Genomic DNA, 17,805 nt, shown 5'->3' on the forward strand with positions numbered 1-17,805 from the left:
TGGACCTGCTGGCTGCAAGGAGTGAATTTTGATATGAAATTAATTAAACAGCATATTATGTTTGATCTTGACGATACACTGGTGTATTGCAATAAATATTTTAACCTGGTGCTTGGCGAGTTCTTTGAGAACATGCAAGAATGGTTTGACGGACATGCCCTGACCGTTCAACAGATCCGGGAGAAACAGCTGGAAATCGATGTGACCGGAGTCAACAAAGTGGGGTTTGCAAGCCACCATTTTCCACAATCCCTTATTGATACGTACCGTTACTTTTCCAAGAAGTTTGCTAAGCCGACTTCTCTCCAAGAAGAGTCTTATCTCACCAAACTGGGCATGAGTGTGTACGACCAAGAGGTTGAACCTTATCCGCATATGGTTGAAACGTTGGAAAACTTAAAATCGGCTGGACATGCCCTCTACCTGTACACAGGCGGAGAAACCGTAATTCAGCAACGGAAAATTGACCAAATGAAGCTATCGGCTTACTTTGATGACCGAATTTACATTCGTCAGCACAAGAACATTGAGGCGCTTGAAGGCATCCTCTCAACCGGCCCGTTTGAACGTCGTGCAACATGGATGATTGGAAATTCACTGCGCACGGATATCATGCCAGCAGTGACAGCCGGCATCCATAGCATATATATCAAACAACCTAACGAGTGGCAATATAACATTGTGGAGCTACAGCCCAATCCTGAGACATCGATGTATACCATCACGGCATTGGAAGAGGTGCCGAAGGTCATCCACGAAAATATCCAACAGCAGCAACAAGAAAGGACCCTTTAACAAAGGGTCCTTTTACTTATATCCAGGGTGAAAATAAACAACTTCTGCTTCATTACATGAAGCTTACATACCTGCCTTCAAGTCCACGACTTATGTTTCTTGCCTTTCAGCAGATAGTTTACCGGTTGTCGGGTCCTGCAAAATAATACGTGCCTTCACTGTACTTCCGTCTTTTCGTTTAAAAGACAGTACCTGCGTACTCCCCTTTTCAATCAACGCTTTCAACATGGTACTGGTAATTTTCTTGCCAACGTATTCTTTCCAAATGACAAACCCGCAGCCTTCTTTAAATCGTGTACAGCCATAACCTTTCTTGCCTTCAATAATCTGCCCCGTACAACCTGGAGATGGACAAGATGCCAGCGTTTCGCGGACACCCGGTTGACCAGCACTCGAAGCTTGCGTTTTGGCAGTTGCTGTCTTGACACTGCCCGTTCTCCCTGTTGCTCCTGAAACTTGACGTGACGCCTTCGCTCCCCCGCTTGCACTCGTGCCGGACGTCTTGGTAGACGTTGTTGCGCTACTCTTCTGGGTTCTGGCTCCTTTGCCTTTCCCCCGCCCTCCACGTGAATCTTCGCCAAAAGCATCCGCTGGTGCTGGGGCTTGCACTCGCACCTTATCAATGATGGACATCGTGAATTTTTTGACGTTCTCCATAAACTTGTCCTGACCTGCTTCACCTTTGGATATTTGGTATAATCTTCTCTCCCATTGGCCTGTCATCTCAGGGGAGGTTAACAAATCTACACCTGCCTTGCGGATCAATTCGATGGCTGTTCGCCCCTTCAACGTCAGTTGCATCTTTTTACCCTGCATCGTAATGTAACCCACATTCTTGAGACGCTCAATCGTTGCTGCACGAGTAGCTGGAGTGCCAAGGCCACTGTCTTTCATTGCATCACGCAGCTCTTCATTCTCGATCTGCTTGCCTGCACTCTCCATCGCTTTCAGCAAGGTCCCTTCGGTATAACTCTTTGGAGGCTGTGTTGCCTTCTCCTTGAATTCACTTTTTGTACATTGAACAGGCATTTCAGGCTGTACAGAAAAGGCCTTGTCCGTCCATTCCTCGGCTTCCTCTTCTTCATTACTGTTTTTCTTCGTTTTTTTCTTGCCAGAGCCACCCTGCTCCTGATCTCCAGAGCCCAGTACCACCTTCCAACCCAGGGACAGCAGTTCTTTCACAGATGTCTTGAACTCGTGCTTCTCAACGTCAGTGAGCACGGTATGCTGCTTATACTCGGCTGGCGGATAGAAATGGGACAAAAAACGTCTGACAATCAGATCATAGATATTCTGTTCATCCTTGGATAACGTACCCGGTCGTTTCAACGTAGGTAAAATCGCATGGTGATCCTCCACCTTGGACGGATTACATACGCCTTTATTATTTTTGTGAACGAGTTCAGGCTTCGCTCCTTGCGCCAGTTCACTATAGGTCCCATTTTTGAGCAGATTGAGTGTTTTGTGCATTCCTTCGATGTTTTGTTCTGTAACATAGTTGGAATTGGTCCGCGGATAGGAAATGACCTTATGTTTCTCATAAAGCGCCTGCGCAATATCCAGTGTTTTCTTCGCTCCATAACCATACTTGGCATTCGCCTCTCGTTGCAAAAGGGTGAGATCATACAGCCGATACGGATACTCCTTGGTCTGTTTTGCTTCATACTTGGTAATCCGTCCTTGCTTGCCCTTCACACTGGCAGCAATGGATTCCGCAACCGACGGATCGGTTAACTTGTCCCCTTGACGCAGCCCTCTATACTCTACTCCCTCCTGACGAAACCATGCGGCCACTTCATAAAAGGTTTGGGACTGGAACGCTTCAATTTCGATTTCACGATCATATATCAAGGCCAGTACCGGAGTCTGAACTCGTCCTACAGACAGCAATGCATTATGACGCGTGGTAAACGCCCGTGACGCATTCATGCCGATGAGCCAATCCGCTTCACTGCGGGCCCTGGCAGCTTGGGTTAAATTTTCAAATTCCGAGGCATCCTTCAATCCTTCGAAACCACGCTTAATACTTTCAGCCGTAAGATCCGATATCCACAAACGTTTTACGGGCTGACGCAGCTTTAACTGCTGTTGAATCAAGGCAAAGATATATTGTCCCTCTCGCCCCGCATCACAAGCATTAACGATGGCAGACGCCCTCTTTGCAAGTTCTCCGATTATCTTCAGCTGATCTTTGGTTCTGGGGTTGGGCACAATCTTGAACTGATCCGGAATAATCGGCAGATCCCCGATATTCCACCGCTTATATTTCGTATCATAGGCATCCGGTTCAGCCAGTCCCAGTAGATGACCAATCGCCCAAGTGATGATATAATGCTCACCCTCCAAATAATTGCGATTGTTCTTGGCCCTTGGCTCTATGACGGCGGCAATGGTTCGGCCCATGTCGGGCTTTTCCGCTATAACCAGTGTCTTCATCCGTCCATCTCTCCTCCTTCACCGCCCGAATGACGGCAAAAAGGGGCCTTCCGCCTACGGAAGCCCCTTGCTTCTGAACCTTATTATATCAGATTTTGATTGCAGGAGCATCCTCTCCAGTGGAATTAGCCCGCTTCCTGTTCATTTACAGCCCGCTTTGCCCTGCATTCTTTGCATACGCCCTGAAAATCAAGCCGATGATCCGTTACAGCAAAGCCATACTGTCGCTCAATTTGTTGTTCCAGACGAAGCAAGCCGTCTTCCATAATTTCTTCCACACTACCACAATCTGTACAGATCAGATGATGATGGTGATGTGACCCATCCGTACTTCTCAGATCGAAGCGCGCAGCACCGTCTCCAAAGTTAATCTTTTCGACCACATGGAGATCACTTAGCAGCTCAAGTGTGCGATACACCGTAGCCAAGCCAATCTCCGGAAATTGTTCTTTTACCAGCAAAAATACTTCCTCTGCACTAAAATGATCCTTTTCATGCTCAAGCAATACACGTACGGTAACTTCCCGTTGCTGTGTCAACTTATATCCTTTTTCAACCAGTTGATTTTTAATGTCATAGATGTGCTCTGAAATGGATTTGCCCCGATTACTTGTCATAAGGTTGCACCTCCGAATTTAATAACTTCACCATTCAAAATGTTCAAGTCAATTTCAAGATGTACTATTCATTCGTAATTTAATCATGATCATACTCATAATTATAATATAATAATAAGTCTTTATGGATTAAAAAGCAATGCTATAACGCACACTTGCAAAAGATAAATGAGAACAACTCTCGATTTCTTATAAACAAAAACAACCCTCGTATAAACACAAGGGTTGTCATTTTATGAAATTCATCCTTTACATGATATGAGTGCAATTACGATTACATCGCAGAAGACTTCATCTGCTCTTTACACGAGAACTGTAGCACCCATCAAGTATTTGTCCACTTCACGGGCAGCTTCACGACCTTCATTGATAGCCCATACAACCAGACTTTGACCACGACGCATGTCGCCTGCTGCAAATACTTTATCCACATTGGTATTATATTTGCCATAACGGGCTTTAACGTTAGTACGACGGTCTGTAGCAAGTCCAAGCTGCTCAACCAAAGTTTGTTCTGGTCCATCAAAACCAATAGCAATCATTGCCATTTGAGCCGGGAATACACGCTCTGTTCCAGGAATGGGCTGATAAATCTTGCGACCGGTTTCATCTACAATACGCTCGATTTGCACAGTGTGCAATTCTTTGAGGTTACCTTCCTCATCACCAACAAATTTGGTTGTCATGATAGAGAATTCGCGTGGATCTTGACCAAATAACGCTTTGGCCTCCTCTTGGGCATAGTCAAGTGTATATACGTTAGGAAATTGCGGCCAAGGGTTGTTGATGCGATCACGCTCCATAGGAGCTTGGGTGTGCGTACCAAATTGAGTAACGGAACGGCAACCGTGACGGAGCGATGTAGCGACACAGTCAGAACCTGTATCCCCGCCACCGATAACGATTACATCCTTGTCCTGTGCAGACAGGTAGTTTCCATCCTCCAGGTTGGAGTCCAGGTAACTTTTGATGCTGCCATTCAGGAAGTCCATAGCGTAGTGTACGCCTTTCAGGTCACTGCCTTCAATGCTAAACTCACGCGGTTTGGTTGCACCACCGCACAACACAACGGCGTCATAATCGTCTACCAGCTGCTGAGCAGCAATGTCCTTCCCGATCTCCGTGTTTGTTACAAATTGAATGCCTTCAGCTTCAAGCAAATCAACACGTCTCTGAACTACGTTTTTGTCCAGTTTCATGGTTGGAATGCCGTACATCAGCAAACCGCCCACACGGTCGGAACGCTCGTATACCGTCACCGAATGGCCCGCTTTGTTCAACTGAGCTGCTGTAGCTAATCCCGCAGGACCTGAACCTACGACTGCTACACGTTTACCCGTACGTTTCTCCGGAGGTTGGGGAACAACCCATCCTTCTTCAAAACCCTTTTCTATTATGGCTTCTTCAATGGTTTTAATCGTTACAGGCTCACCGATCAGTCCAACAGTACATGATCCTTCACAAGGAGCAGGACAGACGCGACCTGTAAACTCAGGGAAATTGTTCGTTTTGTGGAGGCGATCAAGTGCCTCTCTCCACAATCCACGATACACCAGATTATTCCATTCCGGAATCAGGTTATGCACAGGGCAGCCCGACGTTCCGCCAGTCATATCTATACCTGTATGGCAATACGGGGTACCACAATCCATGCATCGTGCACCTTGTGTTCTGAGCTCTTCTTCAGCCATATGTTTATGAAACTCTTCCCAATCCTTAACCCGCTCTGACGGCTCACGGTCCGCAGGCAGTTGCCGTTTGTATTCCATAAATCCAGTAGGTGTAGACATCTTACGTTTCCCCCATCCGTTCTTGTCTTAATCCCTTCATCTGCATGGTTCTATATGAAATGGATTACTCATGATTGAGTTTTTTGTATATTGTATCACAAAATCTTCTCGAAGATATTTCAATTATAGTAGCACTTTGCTTGTTGAATATTAAATGGATTATCCGCATAATTATTTGTATTTTATACATCATATCGTTCTAGTCTACCATGGGTCAATACCCTTAATTTGGTCTTTAACCAGGTTTAGATCCAGTAAAATAAGCGTTTGATTTCGTACCCGAAAGTTCGAATGTCAATTAAATGTGAGCTAATTTATCACTTAAAACAACAAATTTCCTTGTATTGTATTACCAATTCCGAATATTATCCTAATTTTAGGGCTTTACAACGGTAAAACTCTACATTATTTATACTTTTTCACTAAAAGACCAGTAGTGCTATGTATAATATTCATCTGTATCGTCAATTTAACGTAAAGTTAATGTTAGTTTTGTGTCATTTCGTATGGGGATCTATGTATTTTTTAAAAAAAGACGCTGTTCACGAATAATTCGTAAATCAGCGTCCCAAATCATTTGTTTATAGAAAAATGTTCGGGTTCTGCCAGACCAGCTTATGCCCCTTTAGCGTTTTCGTTCATAGAATTCAAACGTATACGCATAAACATTTTTTTCATCCTGTTCGCCTTCAATCTGTTCCTTCAATTCCCACTCCGACCAGTCCACTTCCGGGAAAAAGGTATCTCCTTCAAAATTCTCATGAATTTTGGTCACCACCAAGCGATCTGCGAGTGGCAAAAACTCACGATAGACCTGGGAACCGCCAATGACGCAAAGCTCTTCACCTTTTGTAACTTCCAGGCCCTCTTCAATCGTGTGCACCACTTCAGCCTGATTCGCTTTGTAGTTCAGATCTCTGGTTACTACAATATTTCGGCGCTGTGGAAGTGGCTTGCCCCCAAAAGACTCCCATGTATTACGTCCCATGATAATCGTCTTGTTCAATGTACGCTGCTTAAAAAAGGCCATATCTTTAGGCAGGCGCCATGGAATGGCATTATTTAGTCCAATAACACCGTTTTCTCCCATCGCCCATACGAGTTCAATGCTCAAAGATTACACACTCCTTCAATCTGTGTTTGTTTATACCGCAATCGGGGCTTTAATGCCCGGATGATGCTGATAGTTCTCAAACTCAAAATCTTCAAACGTATAATCGAAAATGGAATCCGGCTTGCGCTTGATCACCAGTTTAGGCAACGCATAAGGTTCGCGCTCCAACTGGGTTTTCACTTGTTCCACATGGTTCGAGTAGATGTGTACATCCCCTCCAGACCAGATGAATTCTCCAACTTCAAGGTCACACTGCTGGGCAATCATGTGTGTGAGCAGCGCATAGCTGGCAATGTTAAATGGCAACCCAAGGAACGTATCTACAGAACGCATGGTAAGCATACACGATAGTTTACCCTCAGCCACATAGAACTGAAACGCGAAATGACAAGGAGGCAATTTCATGTTGTTAATCTCCGCCACATTCCAGGCGCTAACGAGGTGACGCCGCGAATCCGGATTATTTTTGATCGAATCAATAACCGCTGCAATTTGATCAATTTTCTCTCCATTGGGTGCTTCCCAAGTACGCCACTGCGAACCATACACTGGTCCCAGGTCACCGTTCTCATCTGCCCAATCGTCCCAAATTTTCACGCCATTATCCTTCAAGTAGGATATATTCGTATCCCCGCTCAAAAACCACAACAGCTCATGAATAACCGATTTCAAATGGATTCGTTTGGTCGTAACAAGTGGAAAACCTTCGGAAAGATCATAGCGAAGCTGTCTACCGAAAACAGACTGTGTTCCGGTTCCGGTACGATCTCCCTTATGCACGCCTGTATCCAGGATATCCTGTAATAAATCGAGATAGTTTTTCAAATTATATTCCCCTCGCACTTCTTATTTCATAGCAATAAAAAACAAACGAGAACATTCACAGAGGTTGTGTTTGCTCCAATTTGCTTTATTGAAAACAGCACAGAGCTAAGGTCGATGCTGTCATATTCGTTGTTACAGTGTACCACATTGAGCTTCAGATTGCATGATTCTTGTGCTGTTGTAGCTTCATAAATTCAAGTCTTAAATAGCCTCTCTCTTTAGGTGTTCACATAAAAAAAGGATAGACAACATCGAATGACGTTATCCACCCCTTTTTAATTTACGAATAATGCCAGACGAATCCGGAGCTTAGACGATCTTAACGGGAAATGATGTGGATCGGGTGACCCATAACCAATTCCGCAGCTTCCATCACGATTTCGCCCAAAGTTGGGTGAGCGTGAATAGTCAGCGCCAGATCTTCCAGAGTAGCGCCCATCTCGATTGCCAGACCAAGCTCAGCAATCAGGTTGGAAGCTTCCAGACCTACGATTTGGCAACCCAACACGAGGCCGCTTTCTTCGTCAGCTACGATTTTCACGAAGCCTTCAGCATGATTCAAAGATACTGCACGGCCATTACCCGCATAAGGGAATTTGCCAGCTTTAACTTTGTAGCCTTTTTCTTTCGCTTCTTTCTCGGTGTAACCTACGCTGGAGCACTCAGGATCTGTGAATACAACTGCAGGCATACATTTGTAGTCAACTACAGATGGTTGTCCTGCGATCGCTTCAGCAGCCACTTTACCTTCATAAGAAGCTTTGTGAGCCAGTGCCAGACCGGATACGATATCACCAATCGCGAAGATGTGAGGAATGCTTGTGCGTCCTTGGTGGTCAACTTTGACAAATCCACGCTCGTCAACGTCTACGCCAATCAGGTCCAAACCAAGCTCACCGTCTGTATTTGGACGACGTCCAACCGTAACGAGCAGGTAATCTGCAGTCACTTCTTTGGACTCACCATTTACAGAATATTTAACAGTTACATCTTTATCCGTTTGCTCAGCACTTTCAGCTTTTGCACCCGTTACGATTTCGATGCCTGTTTTCTTCATGTTTTTAGCTACGAGGCTAGTCATGTCTTTATCGAAACCTGGCAGTACAGTATCCAAACCTTCGATGATGGTTACTTTCGCACCGAATTTGGAGTACATTTGACCAAGCTCAGCACCGATATAACCGCCACCGATAACGATCATGCTTTTTGGTACTTCAGGCAAGTTCAGAGCTTCTGTCGAAGACAGAATGCGTCCGCCAAACGGGAAAGGTTTCAGTTCGATTGGACGGGAACCTGTTGCAATGATTGCATTTTTGAATTTGTAACGCGGTGACTCGTGATCGTTAAATACACGAGCTTCGTTTTCGTTGATGAACATGCACTCACCGTTGAAAACTTCAACTTTGTTGCCTTTGAGCAAACCGGCTACGCCGCCAGTCATTTTCTTAACAACGCCGTTTTTGAATTCTTGAGTTTTGCTGAAGTCCACTTTTACGTTCTCAGCAGAGATACCAAATGCTTCACCGTGAAGTGCAGACTCGTATTGGTGTGCAGCAGAGATCAGAGCTTTGGATGGAATACATCCGCGGTTCAAACAAACGCCGCCCAGTTCGGATTTGTCTACGATCAATACGCTTTGGCCCAATTGAGCAGCACGGATGGCAGCTACATAGCCGCCAGGTCCTGCACCAATTACTAATGTGTCGATATTGAGAGAAGCGTCGCCTACTACCATATCTTACACCTCCATAACAAGCAACTCAGGGTTAGCGAGCAGCTGTTTAATGTAATTCATAAAGTTTTGTGCTGTTGCGCCATCGATGATACGGTGGTCAAAGCTCAGGGAAAGAGCCATTACAGGCGCTGCAACTACTTCGCCGTTTTTGATAACCGCTTTTTCGCTGATGCGTCCTGTTCCGAGAATAGCAACTTCAGGGAAGTTGATGATTGGAGTGAAGAACATACCGCCAGCAGAACCAATGTTACTGATGGAGATTGTGCTTCCTCTCATTTCATTCGCGCTCAATTTGCCGTCGCGGCCACGAGCTGCCAGATCACGGATAGAATCAGCGATCATCCAGATGGATTTACGATCAGCATCTTTGATAACAGGAACGATCAGGCCGTTGTCTGTATCTGTAGCGATACCGATGTTGTAGTATTTTTTGTAAACAATTTCGTTAGCTTCTTCATCAATCATCGCATTCAAAGCAGGGAATTGACGGGAAGCCGCAACCAGTGCTTTAACGATGAATGGCAGATACGTAACTTTTGTACCTTTTTTCTCAGCGATAGGTTTCATGCGAGTACGGAAAGCAACGAGTTCAGTTACGTCCACTTCGTCCATGATGGTAACGTGAGGTGCTGTGTAAGCCGATTTAACCATCGCATTGGCGATTGCTTTACGGATACCTTTGAATGGTACGCGCTCTTCTTCAAGGCGTTGATCAGCTGCTGCAGCTGCTGGTGCTGCGGATTTCTTCTCTTCTTGAGCCGGAGCTTCTGAAGATGCCGCTGCGGAAGAACCGCCACCGTTTTTGAAAGATTCAACATCTTCTTTGGTTACTTTACCGTTGTTGCCAGTACCGTTAACCTGAGCGATGTCCACGCCTTGTTCGCGAGCAAATTTACGCACGCTTGGCGTTGCCAGAACGTCTTTGGCAGGTACTGCCGGAACGCTGTTGTTGCCGCCTTCTTTAGCTGCATCAGAACTGGATGCTGCTGCGGAAGAACCGCTAGTGTCCGCTCCGCCTTGAGCTGCATCTTTTTCTTGCTCGCCTTGATCGCCAGCTGGAGCGTCGTCTTGCTCAGGAAGCTCGCCTTCAGCATCGATAATAGCAACAACTTCGCCTACGTGGCAAACTTGACCATCTTTAGCGAACACTTCTGTTACTGTTCCGTTAACCGGACAAGGTACTTCAACGACTGCTTTGTCGTTCTGTACTTCCATGATGATATCGTCGTCAGTTACTTTGTCACCGACTTTGATGTGCATCTTGATGATTTCGCCTTCGTGAAGGCCTTCGCCCAGTTCAGGGAATTTGTATTCAAATTTAGCCAACTGAAAAACCTCCTTGATTATGTCTCAATCCTGAAAACAACCCTTAACTCCAAGAAACAACCGTTACTGCTAGTGCAATAAACTGTTACTCAAGGGGCTAATGGCTGTTTACAGTGCAGCTTGCGCTGCGGTGTGGATCACCATACTGCGCCTTGCGGCATGTCAGATGATTAAATTAGAAATTTACGACTTTGTTAACCGCAGCAACGATACGTGCTGGGTTAGGAAGCCATGTATCTTCGATTTGTGCAAATGGATATACAGTGTCCGGACCTGCTACACGCAGAACCGGTGCTTCCAGATGCAGGATTGCTTTTTCATTGATTTGGGCAATGACTTCTGCTGCAACACCTGCGCTCTTTTGAGCTTCTTGTACAACGATTGCACGGTTTGTTTTCTTAATGGAAGCAACGATGGTATCGATATCGATTGGGCTAACCGTACGAAGGTCGATAACTTCAACTTTGATTCCTTGTTTTTCAAGCTCATCTGCTGCTTTCACAGAAGTGTGAACCATCATACCGTAAGTAATGATCGTAACATCGGAACCTTCGCGAACAATGTTCGCTTTACCCAATTCAACAGTGTAATCTTCTTCAGGTACTTCTGCACGGAATGCATGGTACAAGTTCAAGTGCTCCATGAAGAATACAGGGTCGTTGTCGCGAATGGATGCGATCATCAGACCTTTTGCATCGTAAGGGTTAGAAGGAACAACCACTTTGATACCCGGAGTTTGCGTGAGCAGACCTTCAAGGGAATCTGTGTGCAATTCTGCCGCTTTTACACCGCCACCGAATGGTGTACGGAATACGATTGGAGAATTGTATTTACCGCCGGAGCGGAAACGCATACGAGCTGCTTGAACTACCATTTGGTCAAGTGCTTCGAAGATAAAACCAACGAATTGGATCTCAGCAACCGGACGGAAGCCTTGAACACCCAAACCTACAGCCAGACCACCAATAGCGGACTCAGCTAGTGGTGTATCAAATACACGCTCTTCGCCAAATTCTTTTTGCAGACCTTCCGTTACACGGAAAACGCCGCCTACATTACCTACGTCTTCACCGAAAAGCAGAACGTTAGGATCACGTTTCAACTCAACGCGAAGCGCATCACGGATTGCTTCTTTCATGTTCATTTGTGCCATTTGCTTCATTTCCTCCTTAAACATTGACAGTTCACATTTGAATTCATAGATGTATACCGGGACACCGGAACCCGTCCCGGATGTTTATGCTTTATCGGAAAAAACTTATTGGAAATCAGCTTTTTGCTCTTCCAAGTGCTTAGGCGTTTGTTCGAACATGCTGTCGATCAAGCCTGAAATCGTCATTTTCTCGGTTTTTTCCGCTTTTTTGATCTCTTCGTTCACTTTTGCTTTTGCTTCTTCTTTCACACGTGCTGTATCTTCTTCAGTCCACAGACCTTTTTTCTCCAGATATTTAGCAAAACGTGCGATTGGATCTTTCGCATTCCATTCAGCCTCTTCTTCTTTTGTACGATACTTGGAAGCATCATCCGAAAGGGAGTGAGGACGGAAACGATATGTTACTGCTTCGATCAATGTTGCGCCTTCTCCGTTACGTCCACGTTCAGCAGCTTCCTGAACCGCTTTGATAACAGCGAAGATGTCCATACCGTCAACTTTAACGCCTTTGATCCCTGCTGCTACCGCTTTGTGAGCGATGGACAGAGCTGCCGTTTGTTTGGCAAAAGGAGTTGTGATGGCATAACCATTGTTTTGCACGAAGAAAATAACAGGCAATTTGTAAACACCAGCGTAGTTCAGACCTTCATAGAAGTCGCCTTCTGAAGAACCACCATCACCTGTGTACGTAATTACAACTTGTTTTTGTTTCTTCAATTTGTAACCCATTGCAATACCCATTGCATGCAGAATTTGTGCACCAATGATGATTTGCGGCATCAATACATTAACGCCATCCGGGATTTGTCCACCATGTTGGTGTCCACGGGAGTACAGAAACGCTTGATAAAGAGGAAGTCCATGCCACACGAGTTGCGGAATGTCGCGATAGCCAGGACATACAAAGTCTTCTTTTTCAATTGCAAATTCACTACCAACCATTGTAGCTTCTTGACCAGATACTGGAGCATAGAAACCAAGACGACCTTGACGGCCCAGGTTTACAGCACGGTCATCCCAAGTACGGGTAAATACCATGCGATACATAATTTCTTTTAATTGATCGTCGGAAAGTTTAGGCATCATGTCTTTGTTAACGATTTCGCCGTCAGGAGACAGCACGGACAGAGCTTCTACATCCTCCGTATATACTTCATAAGGAACCTTGCTCATTTTTTTCTTCACCTCAACAAAAAATTTGAATATCAAGTTCCGCTGTTATAATATTATTATACACCTGTTTCACTGCATACGTCAAAGATATCCGTATTTTTTTTATGTTTCCTTCCGGATTGTATGTATAACAGGGGCTTAATATTGGTATAACAGCATAATACATGTTTGCGTGTTTAACCTATCCCCGCACACGGTTAATCTTACCGTATTGCGCGGTCGATTGCAAAAATTAACCGAGAAAGGTGACGTTTTATGACGGATTCCCGCTATTTGAAACGTACGATTGTAAAAGAAGAGATTGATAGTCGCTATCTCGGAGAGAAGCGTACACTGCGAATTTATCTTCCCCCGGGCTATAACGAATTGTTAAGCTATCCTGTAGTATACTGTCAGGACGGTGAAGAATTTTTCAACTTTGGTCGTATTGCCACCACTGCCAACCGTATTATTCTTGACGAGGGAGCCGAACCATTCATTATAGTAGGGGTTCAGGTTGACGTTTCCGTGAGAACTCAGGAATATGCCCCCTTCGGCAATCGATTCAAGGCATATACCGCATGTTTCGCTGAAGAGATTATTCCCTATGTAGAAGAGAAATATCCTGTACGCCGATCTCCCCAGGAACGTATACTTGCTGGAGACTCACTCGGTGGTAGCGTTTCACTTCATCTTGCCCTGCTTTACCCTGATCTGTTTACACGTGTCATCAGCATGTCCGGCGCCTTCTACTCTGCTTCTCAGGAAATCTATGCTGCAGAGCAGGACTTGTCCTGGCTCTCGATCTGGATGATCGTTGGATTACAGGAAACTGCTTTCGAAGCTGACACTGGAACCTATAATTTTGTACAATTGAATCAGGATACTCGCGATTTGCTTGAAAAACGCGGTGCACTCGTCTCCTATCGGGAGAAAGACGGTCATCATCAGTGGGGATTCTGGCAGAAGGAACTGCCCGAAGCTTTGCTTTATTTTCTACAAGAACATTAATTCAACAACTTCAACAGGCGGCTGAAATGCCGCTATTGTTTCACCTCCAAATGACACCGCTTACAAATCAATTCAAAAAAAGAAGCAGGCTCTCCTGCTTTCTTGGTCCATCTTCTTCTCTTCTATCTCGCTTGTAAATATACAGCAAACTTCACCGCAGTTCAACCAATGAATGCTCCTTCTCAATCCGTTCCAGCAACGCGTCACAGCCCGCATCAACGAGCCTGTACACTTCTTCAAAATTCCCTGTATAGTATGGATCAGGCACTTCACGAAGTGTTTCATCAGGGAGCAAATCCATCAATTTGATCAGTTCAGCTTCTTCTCCCCCTGGAACATTACGTACGTTCGCTGCGTTGGAATCATCCATACATATGATGTAGTTAAATTGTGAGAAGTCTGCACTCTCGAATTGTCTTGCGGCCATATTGGCATAAGAAATCCGATACGAATCAAGCAAATTACGGGTACCTTCATGCGGCGGTTTACCGACATGCCAGTCTCCTGTGCCTGCCGAGTCTACCTGAATCAGTTGATGCAAACCTTTTTCCTTAACTTTGTGTCGCAGTACAGCCTCAGCCATCGGAGAACGGCAAATGTTGCCCAAACATACAAACAAAACGTGAATCATGTTATTCCCCCTTACTCAAAGTGTGGTTAAGTGCCGGTTGTGTTGCCTGAGGTTTCACACTCTCTTTATGTACGAGAGAACGACGGGGCAGTTTCCATTTATAATGAACCGAACACATCCGAAAGAACACAACAGCACCAAAGCATATTAGCAGCCCAACATTCGTTGTGAACCACCCCATGCCGATCGCAAAACCAGCTGTAATTGCCCAGACGGCATAGATTTCATCACGCAGCACAAGCGGTTTCCGTCCTGCCAGCAAATCACGAATGATCCCTCCGCCTATTCCGGTCATTACTGCGGCTACGATAACTGCACTAATGGGATGCCCCATATTGGCCGCATATAATGCACCCTGAATCGCAAAAGCCGCAAGTCCAATCGCATCGAACAGCGCTTCCGTACGTTTCCAGTGACCAATCCACTTGAGAGGCAGTATGAATGCTATGGCTACAGATACAAGGGCCAGCATGATAAGCGCACCCTGGCTCCATAGTGTTGTCACAGGTACACCAATCAGCACGTTACGAATCACGCCGCCTCCAAATGCGGTGACAAGACCAAGCACCAGTACTCCCAAAATATCATACTCTTCTTCCATTGCTACAAAGGCCCCTGACATTGCAAAGGCAATGGTGCCTATAATGCTGAATACTTCAAAAATGTGCAAGTCCAACCTGTTCAAACCTCACTTTTCAAGTCATCTCCATGTCGCTCTACCCATTGTATCCGCGAGGATCGAAATTGTGCAACTACATTTTGTGGATTATACTGGTTTTGTGAATGATTCTTGTACAGGTCGACCACATTGTATAAGAAGGGAACCAGTTTCTTCATTAATCAGGAAGGATGAAATAGAATGACTAAGAAACGAGTTATTATTTTTACAGGTGGAAGCCTTTCTCCTGAGTTCCTCAAAGAAATCAGTAAAGACGATACTATAATCGCAGCCGACCGCGGTGCCTTATTTCTAATAGAACATGGGATTCAACCTCATATATCTGTTGGAGATTTTGATTCTATTACCGAGCAGGAGCGCGAAACTGTACGTGAGCATAGCGAGCGAATCATCACCTGCGACCCCGTTCATAAAGATTTGACGGATACCGAGATGGCTTTTGAAACAGCGCTGGATCTTGAACCTACCGATATTCTGATGCTGGGTGCAACAGGTACACGCATGGATCACACACTCGCCAACGTACATATTATGGTTCGCGCTATGCAGCATCATATTTCCTGTACACTTCAGGATGAACACAATTATATGATGCTAACGACCTCCGAAGCTTTTGTGGAAGACCGTGGTTATGAATATATCTCCCTGCTGCCACTAACCAATGAAGTGACCGGTATTACATTGGAGGGATTCATGTACCCGTTAGATCATGCCACCATACGCATGGGGCAGTCTTTGGGAATTAGTAACAAACTGCTTGGAAAATCGGGGAACGTCTCGATCGAAAGCGGGTTATTGCTTATTATTCAGAGCAAAGATTAACTTTTTGAATATACTTATTACGATTCTGTAATCTATAATTATGGTTAAAAACAATCGTCAAAACGTCAAAAGACCCTTGATATCAAGGGTCTTTTCTGTGTTTAAAACATGGGGTGACTCGTCAATGATTAATTTTTTGACATTTTTAATGGTATTTTAATAAACAAACCTAAACCGTTGCGGCTCTAAGCTTTTTCGCTACTCATCCAATTTTTAGGCTGTTACAAAGCTGTTATACTCGCTCTAGCAACTAAACGAAAACGAATTTTGGAGGTACTCACATGAAAACAAACATCTTTGTCCAAAAGGCCGTAACCGTCGGGTTGTGCGCTACACTAGGTTTTGGAGCTGTATTAATGACTCATGCACCTGTTGCACAGGCAGCAAGCGCTTCTGTATCCACAGGACAACAAATTGTAAACTATGGTAAAAACTTCACAGGAATTCCATATAAATTTGGTGCGTCAACTTCTACTACCAGAAATTTTGACTGCTCTTCTTTTATGAAATACATCTTCAAAAAGTATGGTGTAGACTTGCCGCGTACATCCGTTAAGCAATCCAAAGAAGGCGTAGCTGTGTCCAAAGCAAATCTGCAAGTTGGAGATCTGCTATTCTTCTCCAGTGGTAGTCGTTCCACAGGTTCCAATATTACTCACGTTGGTGTATACGCAGGAAACGGAAAAATTCTGCACACGTACGGTTCTCCTGGTGTAACGCTTTCCGATTTGAACTCGGGGAACTGGAAAAAGACTTATATCAAAGCTCGCCGCGTACTGTAGTTTATTTCGAAAATAACAAAGCGAGTGGGGCCGGATCTAATGATCCGGTCCTTTTATATTTACCCGATAAACCGCCTTTCCCAAACTGGAGGTATGTGGTAAACATGATCCGTTTTTGTTAAACAAACTCTTTTATTTGGTATGCAGCATATAGCCGACTCCACGAACCGTATGAATTAATTTCATGTCCCTTCCCTTATCCACCTTTACCCGCAAATGTTTGATATATACGTCTACCACATTGGTATCCATTGCAAAATCATATCCCCAAACTTCCCTTAAAATGACGCTCCGCGCACATGCCTCGTTGACATGACGGGCAAGAAACTCCAACAATTCGTATTCTTTCGGAGTAAGCATTAGATATTCACCTGCTCGACTTACTCGACGTGAACGCAGATTCACTTTTAGATCATGCACTACAATGACTTCTTCATCTTCCTGTGAGACATGTGCAAACACACGTAACAGATTTCGCACTCTGGCCATCAGCACATTACGATATATTGGCTCTTCCATCACATCGTTAGCACCATAGTCCAGCCATTCCACGATTAATTCAGGAGAGATCTTGGGAGTTATAACAAGAAGTGGAGAAATCGCGCCAATCTGTACTAACGATTCCAGTCCAACCTTCACCTGATCTTCCTGATTTTTTTCATTAACTAATATGATCATGCTCAGTTCCATCAATGGTATTTTGGAACCACGCTTCAATTCAGACCATTCCATTAGTTCAACATGATATCCTTCAGCACAAAATACGTCTTTAATAATTGTAACCTGCTCTCCCCTGCCAACCAGTAACATGGATGTTTTCATTTTTTCACCCGGCCTGTCTCTATACGCTTGCTGCATGGTTCCCTTGCGAGCGGTCAATTTCTTCTTGTTATCACGTAGCATCGCAGCAATGTTGTATGTTTATCATGCCGTAAAA

Annotated in this window: 16 protein-coding genes; 4 read left to right on the forward strand and 12 right to left on the reverse strand. The window is 44.8% G+C overall.

Annotated features, from left to right (window positions below):
• The first annotated feature begins 33 nt into the window (after positions 1–33).
• Positions 34–795 (forward strand): HAD family hydrolase, encoded by a 762-nt coding sequence (locus ACFTRD_RS16045; protein ID WP_379381765.1) that lies wholly within the window; start codon positions 34–36, stop codon positions 793–795.
• 90 nt (positions 796–885) lie between these two features.
• Here ACFTRD_RS16045 and ACFTRD_RS16050 read toward each other — a convergent pair whose 3' ends face one another.
• The 9 genes from ACFTRD_RS16050 to pdhA all read right to left on the reverse strand — a co-directional run bounded on the left by ACFTRD_RS16050 (position 886) and on the right by pdhA (position 12,964).
• Complete coding sequence (locus ACFTRD_RS16050; protein WP_379381767.1) at positions 886–3,231, reverse strand: type IA DNA topoisomerase; 2,346 nt, start codon at positions 3,229–3,231, stop codon at positions 886–888.
• A 125-nt stretch (positions 3,232–3,356) separates the two neighbouring features.
• Positions 3,357–3,824: a ferric iron uptake transcriptional regulator gene (gene fur / locus ACFTRD_RS16055; protein ID WP_379383079.1), complete on the reverse strand. Its 468-nt coding sequence runs from the start codon at positions 3,822–3,824 to the stop codon at positions 3,357–3,359.
• A 326-nt stretch (positions 3,825–4,150) separates the two neighbouring features.
• Complete coding sequence (locus ACFTRD_RS16060; protein WP_379381769.1) at positions 4,151–5,638, reverse strand: glutamate synthase subunit beta; 1,488 nt, start codon at positions 5,636–5,638, stop codon at positions 4,151–4,153.
• 625 nt (positions 5,639–6,263) lie between these two features.
• Positions 6,264–6,752, reverse strand: a complete 489-nt coding sequence (locus tag ACFTRD_RS16065; RefSeq protein WP_379381771.1) for a dihydrofolate reductase — start codon at positions 6,750–6,752, stop codon at positions 6,264–6,266.
• A gap of 30 nt (positions 6,753–6,782) precedes the next feature.
• On the reverse strand, positions 6,783–7,577 hold the full coding sequence (gene thyA, locus ACFTRD_RS16070) for a thymidylate synthase (RefSeq protein WP_192267871.1): 795 nt from the start codon (positions 7,575–7,577) through the stop codon (positions 6,783–6,785).
• Positions 7,578–7,896: 319 nt separating this feature from the next.
• Positions 7,897–9,312 carry a dihydrolipoyl dehydrogenase gene (lpdA, locus tag ACFTRD_RS16075; RefSeq protein WP_024630356.1) on the reverse strand — a complete coding sequence of 472 codons (1,416 nt, stop codon included), beginning with the start codon at positions 9,310–9,312 and terminating at the stop codon, positions 7,897–7,899.
• Positions 9,313–9,315: 3 nt separating this feature from the next.
• Positions 9,316–10,638 (reverse strand): dihydrolipoamide acetyltransferase family protein, encoded by a 1,323-nt coding sequence (locus ACFTRD_RS16080; protein ID WP_379381774.1) that lies wholly within the window; start codon positions 10,636–10,638, stop codon positions 9,316–9,318.
• A 175-nt stretch (positions 10,639–10,813) separates the two neighbouring features.
• Complete coding sequence (locus ACFTRD_RS16085; RefSeq protein ID WP_379381776.1) at positions 10,814–11,791, reverse strand: alpha-ketoacid dehydrogenase subunit beta; 978 nt, start codon at positions 11,789–11,791, stop codon at positions 10,814–10,816.
• 105 nt (positions 11,792–11,896) lie between these two features.
• Positions 11,897–12,964 carry a pyruvate dehydrogenase (acetyl-transferring) E1 component subunit alpha gene (pdhA, locus tag ACFTRD_RS16090; protein ID WP_062325382.1) on the reverse strand — a complete coding sequence of 356 codons (1,068 nt, stop codon included), beginning with the start codon at positions 12,962–12,964 and terminating at the stop codon, positions 11,897–11,899.
• Positions 12,965–13,219: 255 nt separating this feature from the next.
• Here pdhA and ACFTRD_RS16095 point away from each other — a divergent pair, with 255 nt between their 5' ends.
• Positions 13,220–13,954 carry an alpha/beta hydrolase gene (locus ACFTRD_RS16095; protein WP_379381779.1) on the forward strand — a complete coding sequence of 245 codons (735 nt, stop codon included), beginning with the start codon at positions 13,220–13,222 and terminating at the stop codon, positions 13,952–13,954.
• A gap of 151 nt (positions 13,955–14,105) precedes the next feature.
• Here ACFTRD_RS16095 and ACFTRD_RS16100 read toward each other — a convergent pair whose 3' ends face one another.
• Together ACFTRD_RS16100 and ACFTRD_RS16105 are read right to left on the reverse strand one after the other, a co-directional pair.
• The gene (locus ACFTRD_RS16100; RefSeq protein WP_379381781.1) at positions 14,106–14,585 is read right to left on the reverse strand and encodes a low molecular weight protein-tyrosine-phosphatase; all 480 of its coding nucleotides are present in this window, start codon (positions 14,583–14,585) and stop codon (positions 14,106–14,108) included.
• Position 14,586: 1 nt separating this feature from the next.
• A complete protein-coding gene (locus ACFTRD_RS16105; protein ID WP_379383081.1) occupies positions 14,587–15,255 on the reverse strand; it encodes a trimeric intracellular cation channel family protein in 669 nt (222 codons plus the stop codon).
• A gap of 189 nt (positions 15,256–15,444) precedes the next feature.
• On the opposite strand from ACFTRD_RS16105, the gene ACFTRD_RS16110 reads away from it, so the two are divergent.
• Together ACFTRD_RS16110 and ACFTRD_RS16115 are read left to right on the forward strand one after the other, a co-directional pair.
• Entirely contained in the window at positions 15,445–16,086 is a 642-nt protein-coding gene (locus ACFTRD_RS16110) for a thiamine diphosphokinase (protein WP_379381783.1), read from the forward strand.
• Between the two features lie 281 nt (positions 16,087–16,367).
• The gene (locus tag ACFTRD_RS16115; protein ID WP_379381785.1) at positions 16,368–16,868 is read left to right on the forward strand and encodes a C40 family peptidase; all 501 of its coding nucleotides are present in this window, start codon (positions 16,368–16,370) and stop codon (positions 16,866–16,868) included.
• Between the two features lie 132 nt (positions 16,869–17,000).
• On the opposite strand, the gene ACFTRD_RS16120 is transcribed toward ACFTRD_RS16115, so the two are convergent.
• Positions 17,001–17,690 carry a winged helix-turn-helix domain-containing protein gene (locus ACFTRD_RS16120; RefSeq protein WP_379381787.1) on the reverse strand — a complete coding sequence of 230 codons (690 nt, stop codon included), beginning with the start codon at positions 17,688–17,690 and terminating at the stop codon, positions 17,001–17,003.
• Positions 17,691–17,805: the final 115 nt, after the last annotated feature.

The sequence above is a fragment of the Paenibacillus sp. NPDC056933 genome (genome assembly GCF_042674385.1).
GTDB lineage: Bacteria > Bacillota > Bacilli > Paenibacillales > Paenibacillaceae > Paenibacillus.